The sequence below is a fragment of the Tessaracoccus pujii genome, from assembly GCF_054483895.1.
The window spans coordinates 606334-623695 of sequence record NZ_CM137012.1 but is presented as its reverse complement, the minus strand read 5'-3'; the positions used below and the strand labels follow the sequence as shown (position 1 = coordinate 623695).

The window sequence follows — 17362 nt, the reverse complement described above, 5'->3', positions numbered from 1 at the left end:
CCGACCTCGCCTTGGTGGGGTGCCGCAGGCAAGCCCGCAGCCAGTGGAAGATGAACCGATCCTTCCTCCGCTCTCCCTTGCAGGATCGCGTAGGACCGATTCTGCCACCCGATCTCCGCCGTTTGCCAGGTGTTGGCCCGAAATTCATCGGGGAATCCTCTTTGTCGGCGTGTCGCGCTGACAAAGTTGCCTTGGCTGCCGTGTGCTGGGCCACGAGGCCGGACCACGTATGAGGTGGTCCGGCCTTTGACGTCACCGGGCGCGCGGGTGAGCCGCGGCGTGCACCTCGCGCAGGTGCTCGATGGTGACGAGGGTGTAGATCTGGGTGGTGGCCACCGAGGCGTGCCCGAGAAGTTCCTGCACCACGCGCAGGTCCGCGCCTCCGTCGAGGAGGTGGGTTGCGAACGAGTGCCGGAGCGAGTGCGGCGACACCTCCACCGCGATCCCCGCCTGCTCCGCGGCCCGCCGCAGGATCGCCCAGGCGGACTGGCGGCTGAGCCGCCTGCCCCGTTGATTGAGCAGCAGCGCCGGATCGTGCCGGGTGGCCATCGCCGCCAGGGCGGGCCTGGACCGGACCAGATATGCCTCCAGCGCCGCCGTCGCGTAGGAACCCACCGGCACCACCCGCTGCTTGCCGCCCTTGCCCAGCAGTTTCAGCGCGGCCTCGGGCGCCGCGAGGGCCGCGGAGGCCTCGTCGACGTCGAGGCCGCAGATCTCGGACACTCGGGCGCCCGTGCCGTACAGGAGCTCCAACAGCGCCGCGTCGCGCAGGCCCACCACCTCGTCCCTGTCCGGCGCCTCCAGAATCCTGGTCACCTCGTCGACCGTGAGGGCCTTGGGCAGCCGCTGCTGCAGTGTCGGCGGCGACACCTCTGCGGCCGGGTCGACGGCGGCAAGACCCTCCTCCGCCGCGAACTGGTGCAGCATGCGGATACTGACGACGTGTCGGGCCACGGACGACCGCGCCTGGGTGGAGCTCAGATCCCGCACATATTCGGTGACCTCCACTGGCGTGACCTCGTCGATCCGGCGTATGCCGCGACCCTCGAGGAAGGCGACGTAACGGGCGAGGTCACGTCGGTACGCCGCGACCGTGTTCACCGCCAGCCCGCGCTCGGCGCGGACGTGGTTGAGGTAGTCCGACACAACCTCGGCGAGCGGGCTCAGCCCCGAATCGGCCACGGGGCGTCCGGGGCGCGCAGCCCGGTCAGGCGGCCGTCAAGGCGGGCGACCTCGAGTGCGAGCACGCCGGCGACGAGCGTGGGGCTCTGGCACCCGCCTGCCAGCACCGCGTCGACGAGCTGCGCCCGTGGTGCCCACTCCCACGTCATGTGCGCCTCTTCACCCTCGAGGACGAAACCGTCCGGGCGCTCGGCGGGCGACAGGTCGCGGGCCAGGAAGATTCTCAGCGACTCCTCACAGGCCCCCGGTGTGGTGCACATGTCCACCAGCACGTCCCACCTGGTGGCCTGCAGTTCGGCCTCCTCCGCGAGTTCGCGTTGGGCCGCGACCACCCACTCCTCGCCGTCGAGGTCCAGCAGGCCGGCCGGGATCTCCACCAGCTCCATCCGCACGGGATGGCGGTACTGGCGCAGCACCGCGATCTCGTCGGTGTCTTCGCGCCAGGCGACGACGGCCACCGCGCCTGGATGCGTGAGGTACTGCCGATCGATCACCTCACCTGAGGGCGTGGTCACCTCCTCGTCCACGAACGCCGACACCCGGCCCTCGCCCAGCACGGTGCGGGAACGCACCGGCCAGCTCATCTGCTCATCGGTGCGCATCGGCTGCGGTCTCCTGTCGGGCCAGGGCTGCGGCGATCAGTCCGGAGAACAGCGGGTGGGGCCGGGTGGGCCGCGACTTCAGCTCCGGGTGGGCCTGAGTCCCGACGTAATACGGATGGACCTCGACCGGCAGCTCGACGAACTCCACCAGCCGTCCGTCCGGCGAAGTTCCCGACACCATCAGCCCAGCCTCCTCCAGCTGCCCGCGATAGGCGTTGTTGACCTCGTAGCGGTGCCGGTGCCGCTCGTCGACCCTCAGTCGACCGTAGGCGCGGGCCACCTGGCTGCCCTCGGCGAGGACGGCGGGATAGGAGCCCAGCCGCATCGTGCCGCCCAGGTCTCCCCCGCCGTCGACGATGCTGACCTGCTCCGCCATCGTCGCGATGACCGGGTGGGTGGTGTGGGGGTCGAACTCGCTTGAGGCGGCGTCGCGGATGCCGGCGAGGGAGCGGGCGGCCTCGATGACCATGCACTGGAGCCCGAGGCAGAGCCCGAGCGTGGGAATGCCGTGTTCCCGCGCGTGGGTGAGCGCCCCCAGCTTGCCCTCCACCCCGCGGATGCCAAAGCCGCCCGGCACGCAGACCGCGTCGACGCCGGCCAGCTGGTGGGCGGCGCCCTCCGGGGTGTCGCAGTCATCGGACCGGATCCAGCGCAGCTCGATGCTGGCCCGGTGCGCGAACCCGGCGGCGCGAAGCGCCTCGGACACCGACAGGTAGGCGTCGGGCAGGTCGATGTACTTGCCCACGAGGGCCACGGTGAGGTGCCGCACGGGATGCTCCACACGGCCGAGCAGGTCGTCCCACGCCCGCCAGTTCACATCGCGGAAGCTGAGGTTGAGTCGCCGCACCACGTAGGCGTCGAGCCCTTCGCCGTGCAGCACCCTGGGGATCGCGTAGATGCTGGGGGCATCGGGGCAGCTGACCACAGCCTCCTCGTCGACGTCGCACATGAGCGCGATCTTGCGCTTGAGGGGCTCGGAGATGGGACGCTCCGCACGACACACGATGGCGTCCGGCTGGATGCCCACCTGGCGCAGCGCCGCGACGGAGTGCTGCGTCGGCTTGGTCTTCATCTCCCCCGACGGCTTGATGTAGGGCACCAGGGACACGTGGAGGAAGAACACGTTCCCCCGGCCGATCTCGTGACGCACCTGGCGGGCCGCCTCGAGGAACGGCAGTGACTCGATGTCTCCGACCGTGCCGCCGATCTCGTGGATCACCACGTCGACGCCTTCGGCCTCCATGGCCATCATGCGGTCGCGGATCTCGCCGGTGATGTGCGGGATGACCTGGACGGTGTCCCCGAGGTAGTCGCCCCGGCGCTCCTTGGCGATCACCGTGGAGTACACCTTGCCGGTGGTGACGTTGGCATCCCCGGAGAGATTCACGTCGAGGAACCGCTCGTAGTGGCCGATGTCGAGGTCTGTCTCGGCGCCGTCCTCCGTGACGAACACCTCCCCGTGCTGGAAGGGGTTCATGGTGCCTGGGTCCACGTTGAGATAGGGGTCCAGTTTCTGCATCGTAACCCGTAGCCCGCGGGAGATGAGCAGGTTGCCGAGGCTGGAGGCCGTGAGTCCCTTGCCGAGCGAGGAAACGACCCCGCCGGTGACGAACACGTGCTTGGTGATCTTCGAGTTATCCACGGAACTCCAGCGTATGGACTCGACGCGCCGGAGTCCTCGCCGCGCCGTGGGCGAAACGAAAACGTAACACCGTCATCGGGCCGGCCGGTCCGCCGACGCCCTGTGGAGCAGCTCGGCGGCATGGTCGAGGCCCTTCGCCGACGACGACTCGCCTCCCATCATGCGCGCGAGTTCCGCGGCCCGCTCCTCATGACCCAGGCGGCGCACGCCGGATGTGGTCACCTGCCCGTCGGAGGCCTTGTGCACGACGAAATGGGCGTCGGCGAACGCCGCCACCTGTGCGAGGTGGGTGACGACGATGACCTGCGATCGCTCCGCCAGGCGCTGCAGCCTGCGGCCGATCTCCAGGCCCACTGCGCCACCGACACCGGCGTCCACCTCGTCGAACACGAAGGTCTGCCCCTCCGTGCCGCCGGCCAGGACCACCTCGAGCGCCAATCGGACCCGCGACAGTTCGCCGCCCGAGGCGACCTTGCCCAACGGCGCGGGCGCGGAGCCGGGGTTGGCCGAGAACAGCAGCTCAACGCGATCCCCGCCGTGCGGGCCCAGGGGGACGGGGGTGATCTCGAACCGCAGTTCGGCGTGGGGCATCGCCAGCGCGGCCAGCTCCTCCCTGACCCGGGCGGCCAGCGAGACGGCCGCCTCCCGGCGAGCGGAGGAGATGACGGCGGCGTCCGCCGCCAGGCCGGCGTCGAGATCCGAGATGCGGCCACGCAGCTCCGTGATCCGCTCGTCGCTGCCCACCAGTTGGGTGAGGCGCACCGCCGCCTCCTCGGCCCACCGGAGCACCTCCTCGACGGTGGCACCGTACTTGCGGGTGAGGCCCGCCAGCTGAGAGCGCCGCTCCCCCACCGCCTCAAGCCTGAGCGGGTCCGCCACGAGGTCGTCGAGATATCCGGCCACCTCGGCGGCCAGGTCGTTGGCCAGCATGCCCAGCTCGTGGGCCCGCGCGGCGAGTGCCGTGGCCTGGTCGTCGCGCTCCGCCAGCTGGACCAGCGCCTTGCGCGCCTCGCCGACGAGCCCCACGGCGTTGGGCGCGTCGAAGTCGGCCTCCGAGCCGCTCAGGCCCTCCTGCGCGGCCGTGGCGAGCCTGCGCAGGTCGTCGAGGTCCATGAGGCGCACCTGTTCGGCCGCCAGCTCGTGGTCCTCGCCCGAGTAGGGGGCCACTGCCGTGATCTCGGCCAGGCCGAAGCGCAGCATGTCCGCCTCCCGGGCGCGTGACATGGCCTCCGCCTCGAGGTGCCCCAGCTCCGCCGCGGCCGCGCGGCGCTCCACGTAGGCGTCGCGGTAGCGCTGCAGCTCGGCCGGCCGGGCCTGCGCGTCGAGCATTTCCCGCTGCCGCTCGGGCGTCGACAGCCGCATCTGCCCGGACTGCCCGTGGATGGTGGCCGTCTCGCTGATCAGCTCGGCCAGGGCCGCCACCGGGACCCCCGCGCCGCCCACGACGGCCCGTGACCTGCCCTGAGCCGTGACCTGCCGCAGCGTCACCACCTCCCCGTCGTCGGATTCGCCGCCGAGTTCGTGCACGCGTTCGACGAGGTGCGGGGGGAGCTGCCAGCGGCCCTCGACGACGGCGCGGTCCCTCCCCCGCCGGACGATCCCGGCGTCAGCCCGCACACCCAGCAGGTGGCCCAGCCCGGCCACCACCATCGTCTTGCCCGCGCCCGTCTCACCGGTCAGCGCGGTCAGGCCCGGCCCCAGCTCCAGATGCGCCTCGTCGACCACCCCGAAAGCCGTCAGCCGCAACGCCGACAGCATCAGCGGTCGCTCCTCTTGCGCCACCCGTCGATGGGCAGCGCGAACTTCTTCACCAGGCGGGTGGTGAACGGCTGCTCGCCCATGCGTGCGATGCGCACCGGATGCCGGTGGGAACGCACGCTGACCCACTCCCCCGGCGCGAGATCGTGGCTGCGCCGGCCGTCGCACCACAGCATGCCGAGAGGGGCCGAACCCTCCGGCAGCTCGAGCTTGACCACCGACGAAGGGCTCAGCACCATGGGGCGGTTGAACAGGGCGTGCGCAGCCAGCGGCACCACCAGCATGGCCCGGACGTCCGGCCACACCACCGGCCCACCGGCGGAGAAGGCGTAGGCCGTCGAGCCCGTGGGCGTTGAGACCAGCACACCGTCGCAGCCCCACCGCGACAAGGGTCGCTCGTCGACGCTGACCAAGACGTTGAGCATGCGTTCGCGCGCCAGCTTCTCCAAGGACACCTCGTTGACGGCCTGCGAGGACCAGGTGATGGTGCCGTCCGCATCGCACACCTCGACCTGCAGCGCGATCCGCTCCTCGACGAGGTAGAGCCGGTTGGCCACGACGCCCGGCAGCGCGTGGATGTCCGAGGGTTCCAACTCCGCCAGGAAGCCGACGTGACCCAGGTTGACCCCGAGCAGCGGCACGCCCATCGGCAGCGCCCATTCCGCCGCTCGGAGGATGGTGCCGTCACCACCGAACACCACGGCGAGTTCCGCCGGCGTGCCGTCCAGGGCATGGATCCGGGCTTCCGGCACCCGGGCGCTGACGCGATCCAGATCGCTGGGGAACACCAGGAAGGCAAAGCCCATGGCGTGCAGGTCCGTGATGAACTGGGCGGCCTTGTCGATCGCCTCGTCTCGTTCGGGGTGGACGAGCACCGCCACAGTTCGTTGCATCACGCACCCACCCTACCGAGTGAGGTGCACGAAGTACTCCACGTTTCCTGCTGCTCCCGGCAGGTCGCTGGCCCCCCGCCACCGCTCCACCCATCCGAGCTCACCGGCGGTGCGTGCCACGTCGTCGACGGCGCGCCTCCGCTGCCGGTCGTCGCGGACCACGCCCCCGTGCCCCAGTGCTTCGCGCCCCACCTCGAACTGTGGCTTCACAAGCAGCAGCGCCGCCCCCTCGGGATGCAGCACCGGGAGAAGTGTGGGCAGCAGGAGGCGCAGCGAGATGAACGACACGTCGCCGACGATCAGGTCCACGGGATCGCCGTCCACGTCGTCGAGGCTCAGGTACCGGAGGTTGAGGCCCTCGTGGACGCGGACGCGGGGGTCGCGGCGAAGGATCGGCGCCAGTTGGTCGTGGCCCACGTCGACGGCATACACCACGTCGGCGCCACGCTCCAGGCACACCTGGGTGAATCCACCCGTCGATGCGCCCGCGTCGAGCACCCGGCCCCGCACCTCTACCCGGGAAGCCTCCAGCGCGCCCAACAGCTTGTGGGCAGCACGCGAGACCCACTGGTCGGTCTCCGCCTCCACCACATCCTCAGGGCCCACGCCGACGGATGGTTTGGACGCCGTCACGCCGTTGATGCTCACCCGGCCCTCGCCGACGAGGGCCGAGGCGTGGGAGCGCGAGCGGGCGAGGCCGCGCTCCACCAGCGCGAGGTCCAGTCTCACCGACCCACTCCGGGAATACCGGGCTGGACCACCCCCGGGTCGTTGTTCAGAACGCCCGCCAGGATGGCCTGCGCCTCACCCAGCCGCGCGGTCTGTTCGTCCAATGGGAGGTCGTCGAGCCCCTCGAGGCCGGCCATGACCTCCTCGACCAATGCCATCCGCCGCACGTGCGGGGCCACGAAGTGGTGAGGGGACGGCGAGGCGGTCATCGCAGGGTGTCGAGCGAGTTGAGCACCGCGGAGATGTCCACGCCGAAACGCCACTTGGCCTGCAGTGCCGCCCACAGCGCGTCGAGTTGCTCGTCCCGGGTGACCGGCCGGGTCGACAGATAGCCGGACCCGTCGATGAGGTCGATCTCCTGATACCCGCACACGAATCGTTGCCGGCGCAGCTCGGCCTCGCGGGGCGGTTCCAACAGCGCAGCGGCGTCGAATCCGATGTAGGTGGGCCGGTAGTCCGGCGGAGCCTCGGCGAGATCGGCCTTGCCGTGGGCGCCCGTGAAGACGAACAGCGAGTCCATCGACACGGTGTTGGCGCCGAGGATGTCCGTGTCGGTCCGGTCACCCACGAAGATGGGGCGCTTAGCGCCGATCCGCAGGACCGTCTCGTCCAGAAGTGGCCGGAAAGGCTTGCCCGCGATCTTGGGCTCCACGTTCACGCAGACGCGCACCACCGCCAACTGTGACCCCAGGCCCGGAACGATCCCCCGGTCCGACGGCCGGGTGAGATCAGGGTTGGTGGCGTACCAGGCCGCGCCCCGCTGAACCGCCAGGGCCGCTTCCTCCAGCCGCGCCCACTCGATGGTGGGGTTGTATCCCTGGACCACGGCGTCGGGTGCATCCTCCAGGGACGTCACCACGACGAAGCCCGCGGCGGTCAGCTGCTCGGCCAACGCGTCGGTCCCCACGGCGAGAATCCGGGCCCCGGCAGGCAGGTCAGCGGCCAGCATCCGGAGGGTGGCCTGGGTGGAGTTGACCACGTCCTCCTCGGTGGCGTGGATGCCCAGCTCTGTGAGGTGCGACGCGACCGTGGCCGGAGTGCGGGCCGCGTTGTTGGTGACGAAGCCCAGGCGTGTGCCTCTGGACCTCAATTCATCCAGAGCCTCGGCCACCCCGTCGACGGCGTAGGGACCGAGATAGATCACCCCGTCGAGATCGAACAGCGCAGCGTCATACTGAGAGGCCAATGCGTGCATCAGTCCTGTTCCTCCTCGACGTCGGTCTCGACCTGGGAATCATCCGTCCGTCCCTCCGCTGCGCGCTCCTCGTCATCAGAGGGAGCAGGCGCGGGCACAGCATCGGGGGCGAGCTCGTCGTAGTCCGGTTCGTCGTCCTCCGCCTCGTCGTCGGGGAGCACCTCGTCCTCCGCCTGGTCGTCAGGGAGCACCTCCTCGGTGTCGTTCTCATCCGAGGGGTCGGCGACGTCTTCGTCAGAGTCCTCTGAGTCCCCCTGATCGTCGGAGTCATCCTCATTCGCGATGTCCTCAGCGTCGGAAACCTCAGCGCCCTCATCATCGGAGTCCGGCTCTTCGCTGTCCTGTGCGTCGTCGTCATCGTCAACGTCGCCATCTGAGGGCTCGTCTTCGTCTTCGTCCTCGTCTTCGTCCGGCGTGAAGTCCGGGAGCACGACACCATCGAGGTTCGCGATCCGGTCCGCCGTGTCCAGCTCCGTGTTCTGGTCCAGGGCGGCCGCCGAGGTGAACCACTGTCGGGCGCCGTCGAGGTCGCCATCCTCCTCGAGCAGATTCGCGTAGGCGTACCGCAACCGGGCCTGACCGAACGGTGGCCCAACCTTGCGACTGATCGCCGCCTGGAGGAGTCGCAGGGCCTCGGGACGCTGACCGAGGTCATCGCGGACACCGGCCTCCACGAGCAGGCATTCGATGCGCAACCAGATGTCCTTGGTGCGGGGGTCGAGTTCGTTCAGGATCTCCAGTGCGTCGCGGGGCCTCCCCAAGGCGCGCTCACAGTCGGCGATGACCGGGATGAGTTCATCTCCCCCGGACATGCGGCGGATCGCCCGGAATTCACGCAGAGCGATGCCGTACTCACCGGCGGCGTACGCGGTCTCGGCCGCGGCCTCCCTGACGATCGGAAGACGGCCGGCTCGACGGCGTGCGGCCTCCGCATGCCGGAACGCCAACTGCGGGTCGAGATCCACCAGCTGACCGGCCGCCCAGATGTGTGCTCCGACGATGTCGGCGAGATCCTTGGGCAGCCCCTTCAGCTCGGCACGCACGCCGACCGGCAGCTCAGACTCCACGAACTCCCGGGGGGTCTCCGGCTCGTCAGGCTGCGCGGCAGTCCCGGGACGCGGGCGGTACTCCTCGTCCCGGTTACCACGCTGAGGGCGGTCGCCCTGGGGATGCGAGCCGCGATCGTCGCGGTTTCCGTATTGGGGGCGGTCGCCCTGGGGGCGTGAGCCGCGGTCGTCACGGTTGCCCCATTGGGGGCGGTCGCCCTGGGGGCGTGAGCCGCGGTCGTCACGGTTGCCCCATTGGGGGCGGTCACCCTGCGGACGTGAGCCGCGGTCGTCACGGTTTCCGTACTGGGGGCGGTCGCCCTGCGGACGGGAGCCGCGGTCGTCACGGTTGCCCCATTGGGGGCGTGAGCCGCGGTCGTCACGGTTTCCGTACTGCGGGCGGTCACCCTGCGGACGCGAGCCACGGTCGTCACGGTTCCCGTACTGGGGACGGTCACCCTGCGGACGCGAGCCACGGTCGTCACGGTTCCCGTACTGGGGACGGTCGCCCTGGGGACGTGACCCGCGGTCGTCACGGTTCCCGTACTGGGGACGGTCGCCCTGGGGACGTGACCCGCGGTCGTCACGGTTCCCGTACTGGGGACGGTCGCCCTGGGGACGTGACCCGCGGTCGTCACGGTTCCCGTACTGGGGACGGTCGCCCTGGGGACGTGACCCGCGGTCGTCACGGTTCCCGTACTGCGGACGGTCGCCCTGCGGACGCGACCCGCGATCATCCCGGTTCCCGTACTGCGGACGGTCGCCCTGCGGACGCGACCCGCGATCATCCCGGTTCCCGTACTGCGGACGGTCACCCTGCGGACGCGAGCCACGATCATCACGATTGCCCCACGAGGAGCGTTGACCCTCTGATCTTCCTCCGCCTCCCGAGCCGCGTCGGTCTCCCGATGAGCGCTCAGGCCGGCCCGAACGATCGCCCTGACCACGGGGCCGGCCCTCCTGCGGGCCTTGACGATCGTCGTTCGGTGTGGAGTTATCACTAGACATGGGTCCATCTTCCCAGGATCGAGCCATTCCACCCAATTCTGGCGCTCCTGCCTGCCAGGACGCCGCACGCGGCGTCGGGAGCCCAGGGGAAAACAAAAAACCCCCCGACCGAAGTCGGGGGGTTTTTATAAGTCCGGCGGCGTCCTAGTCTCCCACAAGGTCCCCCTTGCAGTACCATCGGCGCTGAGAGGCTTAACTTCCGGGTTCGGGATGGGACCGGGTGTTTCCCTCTCGCTATGACCACCGAAACACTATGGAAATAGTGTCGGTTTCTCGAGCTCTCATGTTATTGAGTTATCAAGGTCCCGACCGTATCTCGGGAACCTCACAGTGGACGCGTAGCATCTTTGTAGGGAACAAGCCCTCGGCCTATTAGTATCGGTCAGCTCCGTGCATTACTGCACTTCCACATCCGACCTATCACCCCATGGTCTATAGGGGGCCTTACCAGATTATTCTGTGGGAGCCCTCATCTTGAAGCGTGCTTCCCGCTTAGATGCTTTCAGCGGTTATCACTTCCCAACGTAGCCAACCAGCCGTGCTCTTGGTAGAACAACTGGCACACCAGAGGTTAGTCCGTCCCGGTCCTCTCGTACTAAGGACAGCTCTTCTCAAGACTCCTACGCGCGCAGCGGATAGGGACCGAACTGTCTCACGACGTTCTAAACCCAGCTCGCGTGCCGCTTTAATGGGCGAACAGCCCAACCCTTGGGACCGACTCCAGCCCCAGGATGCGACGAGCCGACATCGAGGTGCCAAACCATGCCGTCGCTATGGACGCTCGGGCAAGATCAGCCTGTTATCCCCGGGGTACCTTTTATCCGTTGAGTCCTGGCGCTTCCATGTGCCACCAGAAGATCACTAGTCCCGACTTTCGTCCCTGCTCGAGATGTCTCTCTCGCAGTCAAGCTCCCTTGTGCACTTACACTCGAAACCTGATTGCCAACCAGGCTGAGGGAACCTTTGGGCGCCTCCGTTACCTTTTAGGAGGCGACCGCCCCAGTCAAACTACCCATCAGGCACTGTCCCTGATCCAGATAATGGACCTAGGTTAGATAACCAGAGTGACCAGAGTGGTATTTCAACGATGACTCCACCTGAACTGGCGTCCAAGCTTCAAAGTCTCCCACCTATCCTACACAAGTCACACCGATCACCAATACCAAACTATAGTGAAGGTCCCGGGGTCTTTCCGTCCTGCTGCGCGTAACGAGCATCTTTACTCGTAGTGCAATTTCGCCGAGTCCATGGTGGAGACAGCGCCCAAATCGTTACTCCATTCGTGCAGGTCGGAACTTACCCGACAAGGAATTTCGCTACCTTAGGATGGTTATAGTTACCACCGCCGTTTACTGGGGCTTAAGTTCAAGGCTTCGCCGAAGCTAACCCTTCCCCTTAACCTTCCAGCACCGGGCAGGAGTCAGTCCGTATACATCGTCTTACGACTTAGCACGGACCTGTGTTTTTAGTAAACAGTCGCTTGGGCCTGGTCTCTGCGACCCTCGACGCTTTCGAAGTAAATTCTAATACGTCTTAGGTCCCCCTTATTCCGAAGTTACGGGGGTATTTTGCCGAGTTCCTTCACCATGGTTATCTCGATCGCCTTAGTATTCTCTACCTATCCACCTGTGTCGGTTTGGGGTACGGGCGGCTAATATCTCGCTCACGAAGCTTTTCTAGGCAGCATAGGATCACTCTTACGGTTACCAAAGTAACCGACCCATCATGTCTCAGGCTTAATGAAACGCGGATTTGCCTACGTTTCGCCCTACGCACTTAGCCCGGGGATATCCAAACCCGAGAAGAGCTACCTTCCTGCGTCCCTCCGCAGCTTGCCTAATACAAGTTTGGGTCGCAGACTCAGTCAGCCTCGGTCCGAAGACCTCCGCTGACCTTGCGTGCTTAGCATTACTCGCCTCGGCATTGGCGATATTTCGCCGGTACGGGAATATCAACCCGTTGTCCATCGACTACGCCTGTCGGCCTCGCCTTAGGTCCCGACTTACCCAGGGCAGATTAGCTTGACCCTGGAACCCTTGGATATTCGGCGGACGGGTTTCTCACCCGTCTTTCGCTACTCATGCCTGCATTCTCACTCGTGTGCTCTCCACGGCTGGGTTACCCCGCCGCTTCACTGTGCACACGACGCTCCCCTACCCATCCGTACAACCTTACGGTTATGTGTACGAATGCCATAGCTTCGGCGGATAACTTGAGCCCCGCTAAATTGTCGGCGCAGAATCACTTGACCAGTGAGCTATTACGCACTCTTTCAAGGGTGGCTGCTTCCAAGCCAACCTCCTGGTTGTCTCCGCGACTCCACATCCTTTTCCACTTAGTTATCGCTTAGGGGCCTTAGCTGATGATCTGGGCTGTTTCCCTCTCGACTATGAAGCTTATCCCCCACAGTCTCACTGCCGCACTCTAACTTACCGGCATTCGGAGTTTGACTAATTTCGGTAAGCTTGTGGGCCCCCTAGACTATTCAGTGCTCTACCTCCGGTAAGAAACATGCGACGCTGCACCTAAATGCATTTCGGGGAGAACCAGCTATCACGGAGTTTGATTGGCCTTTCACCCCTATCCACAGCTCATCTCCTCGGTTTTCAACCCAAGTGAGTTCGGGCCTCCACGACGTCTTACCGTCGCTTCACCCTGGCCATGGATAGATCACTCCGCTTCGGGTCTAGAGCACGCGACTATATCGCCCTATTAGGACTTGCTTTCGCTACGGCTTCCCCACACGGGTTAACCTCGCCACGTACCACTAACTCGCAGGCTCATTCTTCAAAAGGCACGCCGTCACCCTTGCAGGCTCCGACGGATTGTATGCGATCGGTTTCAGGTACTATTTCACTCCCCTCCCGGGGTACTTTTCACCTTTCCCTCACGGTACTTGTCCGCTATCGGTCACCAAGGAGTATTTAGGCTTAGCGGATGGTCCCGCCAGATTCATGCGGAATTTCAGGGGTTCCGCATTACTTGGGGTTACGCTCGAGAGTGAATAACTTACGTCTACAGGAGTGTTACCTTCTTTGCTGTGGCCTTCGCAGCACACTTCGACTTCGTTAATCATTTCTTACTCTCTGACTGCTTGACAGCACAGTCTGAACGGCCCCACTACACCCCAATTGCAACGCCTGTCAGCTATCACACAATTGAGGTTTGGCCTCTTCCGCTTTCGCTCGCCACTACTCACGGAATCACGGTTGTTTTCTCTTCCTGCGGGTACTGAGATGTTTCACTTCCCCGCGTTCCCTCCAACTGCCCTATGTGTTCAGGCAGAGGTTGCCGGACATGACTCCGGTATTTCAAGGTTTCCCTATTCGGAAATCCTCGGATCAAAGCTCGTTTACCAGCTCCCCGAGGCTTATCGCAGGTTACAACGTCCTTCTTCGGCTCTTGGTGCCAAGGCATCCACCGATCGCACTTAGTAGCTTGTTACATTCTACAAAGATGCTCGCGTCCACTGTGAAGTTCTCAAGATACGGGCGGGCCCAGGCAGTCCGGTATCATGACGATACCTTTCGGCGCTGGTCCGCGTTGAAGGCGTTGCTTTCGCAACCGACCCTTCAGGACCCAACAGCGTGCTCAGGTCTCACTCCGCCGGCTGACTTTCCACTCCTGATTACTCAGGTTGTACTGACAGATCGACTTCGTTCGACTTAATGGTCAATGTTCCACATTCCGGTGCCTGCCTGGCCGAAGACGTATGCTTCGGAACCAGACATTGGACAGGGACGCTAGGCGACCCTGTCTGAGGCTCCTTAGAAAGGAGGTGATCCAGCCGCACCTTCCGGTACGGCTACCTTGTTACGACTTAGTCCTAATTACCGGTCCCACCTTCGACGGCTCCCTCCACAAGGGTTAGGCCACCGGCTTCGGGTGTTACCGACTTTCATGACTTGACGGGCGGTGTGTACAAGCCCCGGGAACGTATTCACCGCAGCGTTGCTGATCTGCGATTACTAGCGACTCCGACTTCATGGGGTCGAGTTGCAGACCCCAATCCGAACTGAGACCGGCTTTTTGGGATTCGCTCACCCTTGCAGGTTTGCAGCCCTTTGTACCGGCCATTGTAGCATGCGTGAAGCCCTGGACATAAGGGGCATGATGACTTGACGTCATCCCCACCTTCCTCCGAGTTGACCCCGGCGGTCTCCTATGAGTCCCCGGCATTATCCGCTGGCAACATAGGACGAGGGTTGCGCTCGTTGCGGGACTTAACCCAACATCTCACGACACGAGCTGACGACAGCCATGCACCACCTGTAAACCGACCATAAAGGGGCACCTATTTCTAGATGTTTCCGGCATATGTCAAACCCAGGTAAGGTTCTTCGCGTTGCATCGAATTAATCCGCATGCTCCGCCGCTTGTGCGGGGCCCCGTCAATTCCTTTGAGTTTTAGCCTTGCGGCCGTACTCCCCAGGCGGGGTACTTAATGCGTTAGCTGCGGCACGGAGAACGTGGAATGTCCCCCACACCTAGTACCCACCGTTTACGGCGTGGACTACCAGGGTATCTAAGCCTGTTTGCTCCCCACGCTTTCGCTTCTCAGCGTCAGGAAAGGTCCAGAGAACCGCCTTCGCCACTGGTGTTCCTCCTGATATCTACGCATTCCACCGCTTCACCAGGAATTCCATTCTCCCCTACCTTCCTCAAGTCTGCCCGTATCGGAAGCAGGCTCAGGGTTGAGCCCTGAGTTTTCACTCCCGACGTGACAAACCGCCTACAAGCTCTTTACGCCCAATAAATCCGGACAACGCTCGCACCCTACGTATCACCGCGGCTGCTGGCACGTAGTTAGCCGGTGCTTCTTCTGCAGGTACCGTCACTTGCGCTTCGTCCCTGCTGAAAGCGGTTTACAACCCGAAGGCCGTCATCCCGCACGCGGCGTTGCTGCATCAGGCTTTCGCCCATTGTGCAATATTCCCCACTGCTGCCTCCCGTAGGAGTTTGGGCCGTATCTCAGTCCCAATGTGGCCGGTCGCCCTCTCAGGCCGGCTACCCGTCGGAGCCTTGGTGAGCCATTACCTCACCAACAAGCTGATAGGCCGCGAGTCCATCCTTGACCGCCGGAGCTTTCCAACTTCCTCGATGCCGAGGAGGTTCGTATCCGGTATTAGCACCTGTTTCCAGGTGTTATCCCGATGTCAAGGGCAGGTTACTCACGTGTTACTCACCCGTTCGCCACTCGTGTACCCCCGAAGGGGCCTTACCGTTCGACTTGCATGTGTTAAGCACGCCGCCAGCGTTCGTCCTGAGCCAGGATCAAACTCTCCGTTGAAATTTATCGGTGCAGGCCGAGGCCTGTTTAACCGTCAACTTAACTTTAGTTTGAAACTGACAGATTTCCATTGCTGGATCTATCTATATTTCAACTTCAAAGGAATCCGTACGTGACCGAAATCACGTGACGGGTTCGCAATTGCAGAGCAAGCCCTGCAATGTGCATGTATTTGGCATTGACTTTAAGCACGCTGTTGAGTTCTCAAGTTTCGGGTGCGTCCCGCGCTTCTGTCTTTCGACTTCCGCTTGGGGCAACTCGCTTAACTTTACTTTGAAGTGTTCCGCTAGTCAAATCGGCGGGCTTCTCAGTTCAGTTGTTTGCCGCTAGGCGGCTCGTCCAACTTTACTCTCTTGCGTTCGGCCTGTCAAATCAACCTGACTGGTTCGAGCGGATCGTGAGTGACTCAATCCCCTATTGACTAGGGGATTTGTCTAGGACCACCGCTTTCGCGGCTCGACCTACATTACTCACCTGTGCTCGCCCCTGTCAAACCGTCTGACTTGGGGCCGATCGCTGTTGAGTTGTCAGAGACTGCCGAGGCAGCCTGGTGAACACTACCCGACTCGCTCCGGCCGATCAACTCGGCTGGTCCGGGCCGCACTCGTAGTCCGGGCCTTGAGCGGGTTCTTGCTGAACGCACACTCGCCCGCAGTTCTGAGATGGGTGGTGGCTTCGGGTCCGTCCTGTCGTCCGGTGCACCGTCGAAGCTTGATGAACAATACACAGGCCGTTTGGAGGGCGCAAATCAGGGGGAGGCGTGGCTCCACGCCGCCTCTCGTCAGCACGTAGCCTGGCGCCATGCGCACTCGTTCTGTCGGCCCCGCGCTCCTCGCGGCTCTCGTAGTCGCTGTTCCCGCGTGCGCGCCCGTGGGACTGCCACCCACCGCCACGCCCCTTCCGACCACCAGCTCGGCAGCGGCCACCTCGGCGCCGTCGTCGTCGCGGCCCCCGGCCAGTGCCGATCCCTCCCCCAGCCCGTCACCGGCGCGGTCCGTGACGATCAACGTCAGCGGCGACCTGCTCTGGCACAACTCCCTGTGGGACAGCGCCGTGCTGGACGCGCGGGTGACCGGCGAGCCCCGTTTCGACTTCTTTCCGCAACTCGCTTCGCTCCAGCCCTACGTCGCCGCTGCGGACATGGCTATCTGTCACTCGGAGGTGCCGTTCGCCGAGGAGGACGGCCCCTACCGCAACTACCCGATGTTCGCCGCCCCCCAGGAGATCGCTCCCGCCATCAGAGAGGTGGGGTGGGACCTCTGCACCACGGCGTCGAACCACACCATGGATGCGGGCTGGGACGGGCTGGTGCGCACTGTCGAGGTGCACCGCGCAGCCGGCATCCTCACCGCCGGTTCGTACCCGACACAGGAAGACGCCACCACACCCGTGATCTACACCACGGAATCCGGAGTGCGCGTGGCCGTGATCAGCCAGACCTACGGGCTCAACGGCATCGCCAAGGCCAAGGACAAACCGTGGTCCGTGGAACTGTTGAACGCGGAGCTCGCGGTCGCGCAGGCCGAGCGCGCCCGCGAGGCCGGCGCGGACATCGTCGCCGTCCACATGCACGCCGGCGACGAGTACTCCAGCAGCATCAACGAGCAGCAGCGGGCGTTCGCAGAGACGGTGACGGCCTCACCGCACGTGGATCTGGTCTTCGGTCAGCACGCTCACGTGGTCCAGCCAATCGACCGCGTCAACGACACCTGGGTCATCTACGGCGCTGGCAACCTCATCGCGTCGAGCGGACCGGCCAAGCCACGCTCCTACGACGGCTACATGGCCCAAGTGACGTTCACCGAGCGAAGCGACGGGGGCTTCGAGGCCACCGGAGCTGAGTTCGCCCCGACGTTCATCACGCGGATGGCCGGATCGACGCCGGCCCGGGTCCACCTCATCCCCGACGCGCTCAAGGCCGGGACGCCCTTGAAAGCCGAGATGCTCGCCTCCGCGGCGCGGACCAGGGAGACGGTGCGCTCGCTGGGCGTGGAGGGCCTGACGGAGCGTCAGTGAC

General features: G+C 64.9%; 10 protein-coding genes and 3 rRNA genes. 1 reads left to right on the top strand and 12 read right to left on the bottom strand.

Translation table 11 applies throughout. The features are described 5' to 3' along the window. Nucleotides 1–252: 252 nt before the first annotated feature. The 12 genes from xerD to ACX1D0_RS02910 form a co-directional block, all read right to left on the bottom strand. A complete protein-coding gene (gene xerD, locus ACX1D0_RS02965; RefSeq protein WP_459020373.1) occupies nucleotides 253–1167 on the bottom strand; it encodes a site-specific tyrosine recombinase XerD in 915 nt (304 codons plus the stop codon). After that, nucleotides 1164–1784, bottom strand: a complete 621-nt coding sequence (locus tag ACX1D0_RS02960; protein WP_459019415.1) for an NUDIX domain-containing protein — start codon at nucleotides 1782–1784, stop codon at nucleotides 1164–1166. The genes xerD and ACX1D0_RS02960 overlap by 4 nt, the downstream gene beginning before the upstream one ends. Next, nucleotides 1771–3426 (bottom strand): CTP synthase, encoded by a 1656-nt coding sequence (pyrG, locus tag ACX1D0_RS02955; protein WP_459019414.1) that lies wholly within the window; start codon nucleotides 3424–3426, stop codon nucleotides 1771–1773. The genes ACX1D0_RS02960 and pyrG overlap by 14 nt, the downstream gene beginning before the upstream one ends. A 72-nt stretch (nucleotides 3427–3498) precedes the next feature. Beyond that, entirely contained in the window at nucleotides 3499–5184 is a 1686-nt protein-coding gene (gene recN / locus ACX1D0_RS02950) for a DNA repair protein RecN (RefSeq protein ID WP_459019413.1), read from the bottom strand. After that, on the bottom strand, nucleotides 5184–6077 hold the full coding sequence (locus ACX1D0_RS02945) for an NAD kinase (RefSeq protein WP_459020372.1): 894 nt from the start codon (nucleotides 6075–6077) through the stop codon (nucleotides 5184–5186). The genes recN and ACX1D0_RS02945 overlap by 1 nt, the downstream gene beginning before the upstream one ends. A 12-nt stretch (nucleotides 6078–6089) precedes the next feature. Further along, nucleotides 6090–6806, bottom strand: a complete 717-nt coding sequence (locus ACX1D0_RS02940; RefSeq protein ID WP_459019412.1) for a TlyA family RNA methyltransferase — start codon at nucleotides 6804–6806, stop codon at nucleotides 6090–6092. After that, the gene (locus ACX1D0_RS02935) at nucleotides 6803–7015 is read right to left on the bottom strand and encodes a hypothetical protein (protein ID WP_459019411.1); all 213 of its coding nucleotides are present in this window, start codon (nucleotides 7013–7015) and stop codon (nucleotides 6803–6805) included. Before ACX1D0_RS02935 ends, ACX1D0_RS02940 begins: the two co-directional genes overlap by 4 nt. Next, nucleotides 7012–8004, bottom strand: a complete 993-nt coding sequence (locus tag ACX1D0_RS02930; protein WP_459020371.1) for an HAD-IIA family hydrolase — start codon at nucleotides 8002–8004, stop codon at nucleotides 7012–7014. Before ACX1D0_RS02930 ends, ACX1D0_RS02935 begins: the two co-directional genes overlap by 4 nt. Beyond that, on the bottom strand, nucleotides 8001–8966 hold the full coding sequence (locus tag ACX1D0_RS02925; protein ID WP_459019410.1) for a hypothetical protein: 966 nt from the start codon (nucleotides 8964–8966) through the stop codon (nucleotides 8001–8003). Before ACX1D0_RS02925 ends, ACX1D0_RS02930 begins: the two co-directional genes overlap by 4 nt. A 1220-nt stretch (nucleotides 8967–10186) precedes the next feature. Then, nucleotides 10187–10303 (bottom strand): 5S ribosomal RNA (gene rrf / locus ACX1D0_RS02920). Nucleotides 10304–10407: 104 nt separating this feature from the next. Beyond that, nucleotides 10408–13499 (bottom strand): 23S ribosomal RNA (locus ACX1D0_RS02915). A 327-nt stretch (nucleotides 13500–13826) separates the two neighbouring features. Then, nucleotides 13827–15345: ribosomal RNA gene (locus ACX1D0_RS02910) — 16S ribosomal RNA — on the bottom strand. Together the 16S, 23S and 5S rRNA genes form the textbook arrangement of a ribosomal RNA operon. A gap of 801 nt (nucleotides 15346–16146) precedes the next feature. Here ACX1D0_RS02910 and ACX1D0_RS02905 point away from each other — a divergent pair. Continuing rightward, entirely contained in the window at nucleotides 16147–17361 is a 1215-nt protein-coding gene (locus ACX1D0_RS02905; RefSeq protein WP_459019409.1) for a CapA family protein, read from the top strand. Nucleotide 17362: the final 1 nt, after the last annotated feature.

What these genes read in the sequence shown, in the direction of transcription:
- ACX1D0_RS02945 (WP_459020372.1), bottom strand. Translation starts at nt 6,077, where the DNA reads ATGCAACGAACTGTGGCGGTGCTCGTCCACCCCGAACGAGACGAGGCG.
- ACX1D0_RS02960 (WP_459019415.1), bottom strand. Translation starts at nt 1,784, where the DNA reads ATGCGCACCGATGAGCAGATGAGCTGGCCGGTGCGTTCCCGCACCGTG.
- recN (WP_459019413.1), bottom strand. Translation starts at nt 5,184, where the DNA reads ATGCTGTCGGCGTTGCGGCTGACGGCTTTCGGGGTGGTCGACGAGGCG.
- ACX1D0_RS02935 (WP_459019411.1), bottom strand. Translation starts at nt 7,015, where the DNA reads ATGACCGCCTCGCCGTCCCCTCACCACTTCGTGGCCCCGCACGTGCGG.
- ACX1D0_RS02905 (WP_459019409.1), top strand. Translation starts at nt 16,147, where the DNA reads ATGCGCACTCGTTCTGTCGGCCCCGCGCTCCTCGCGGCTCTCGTAGTC.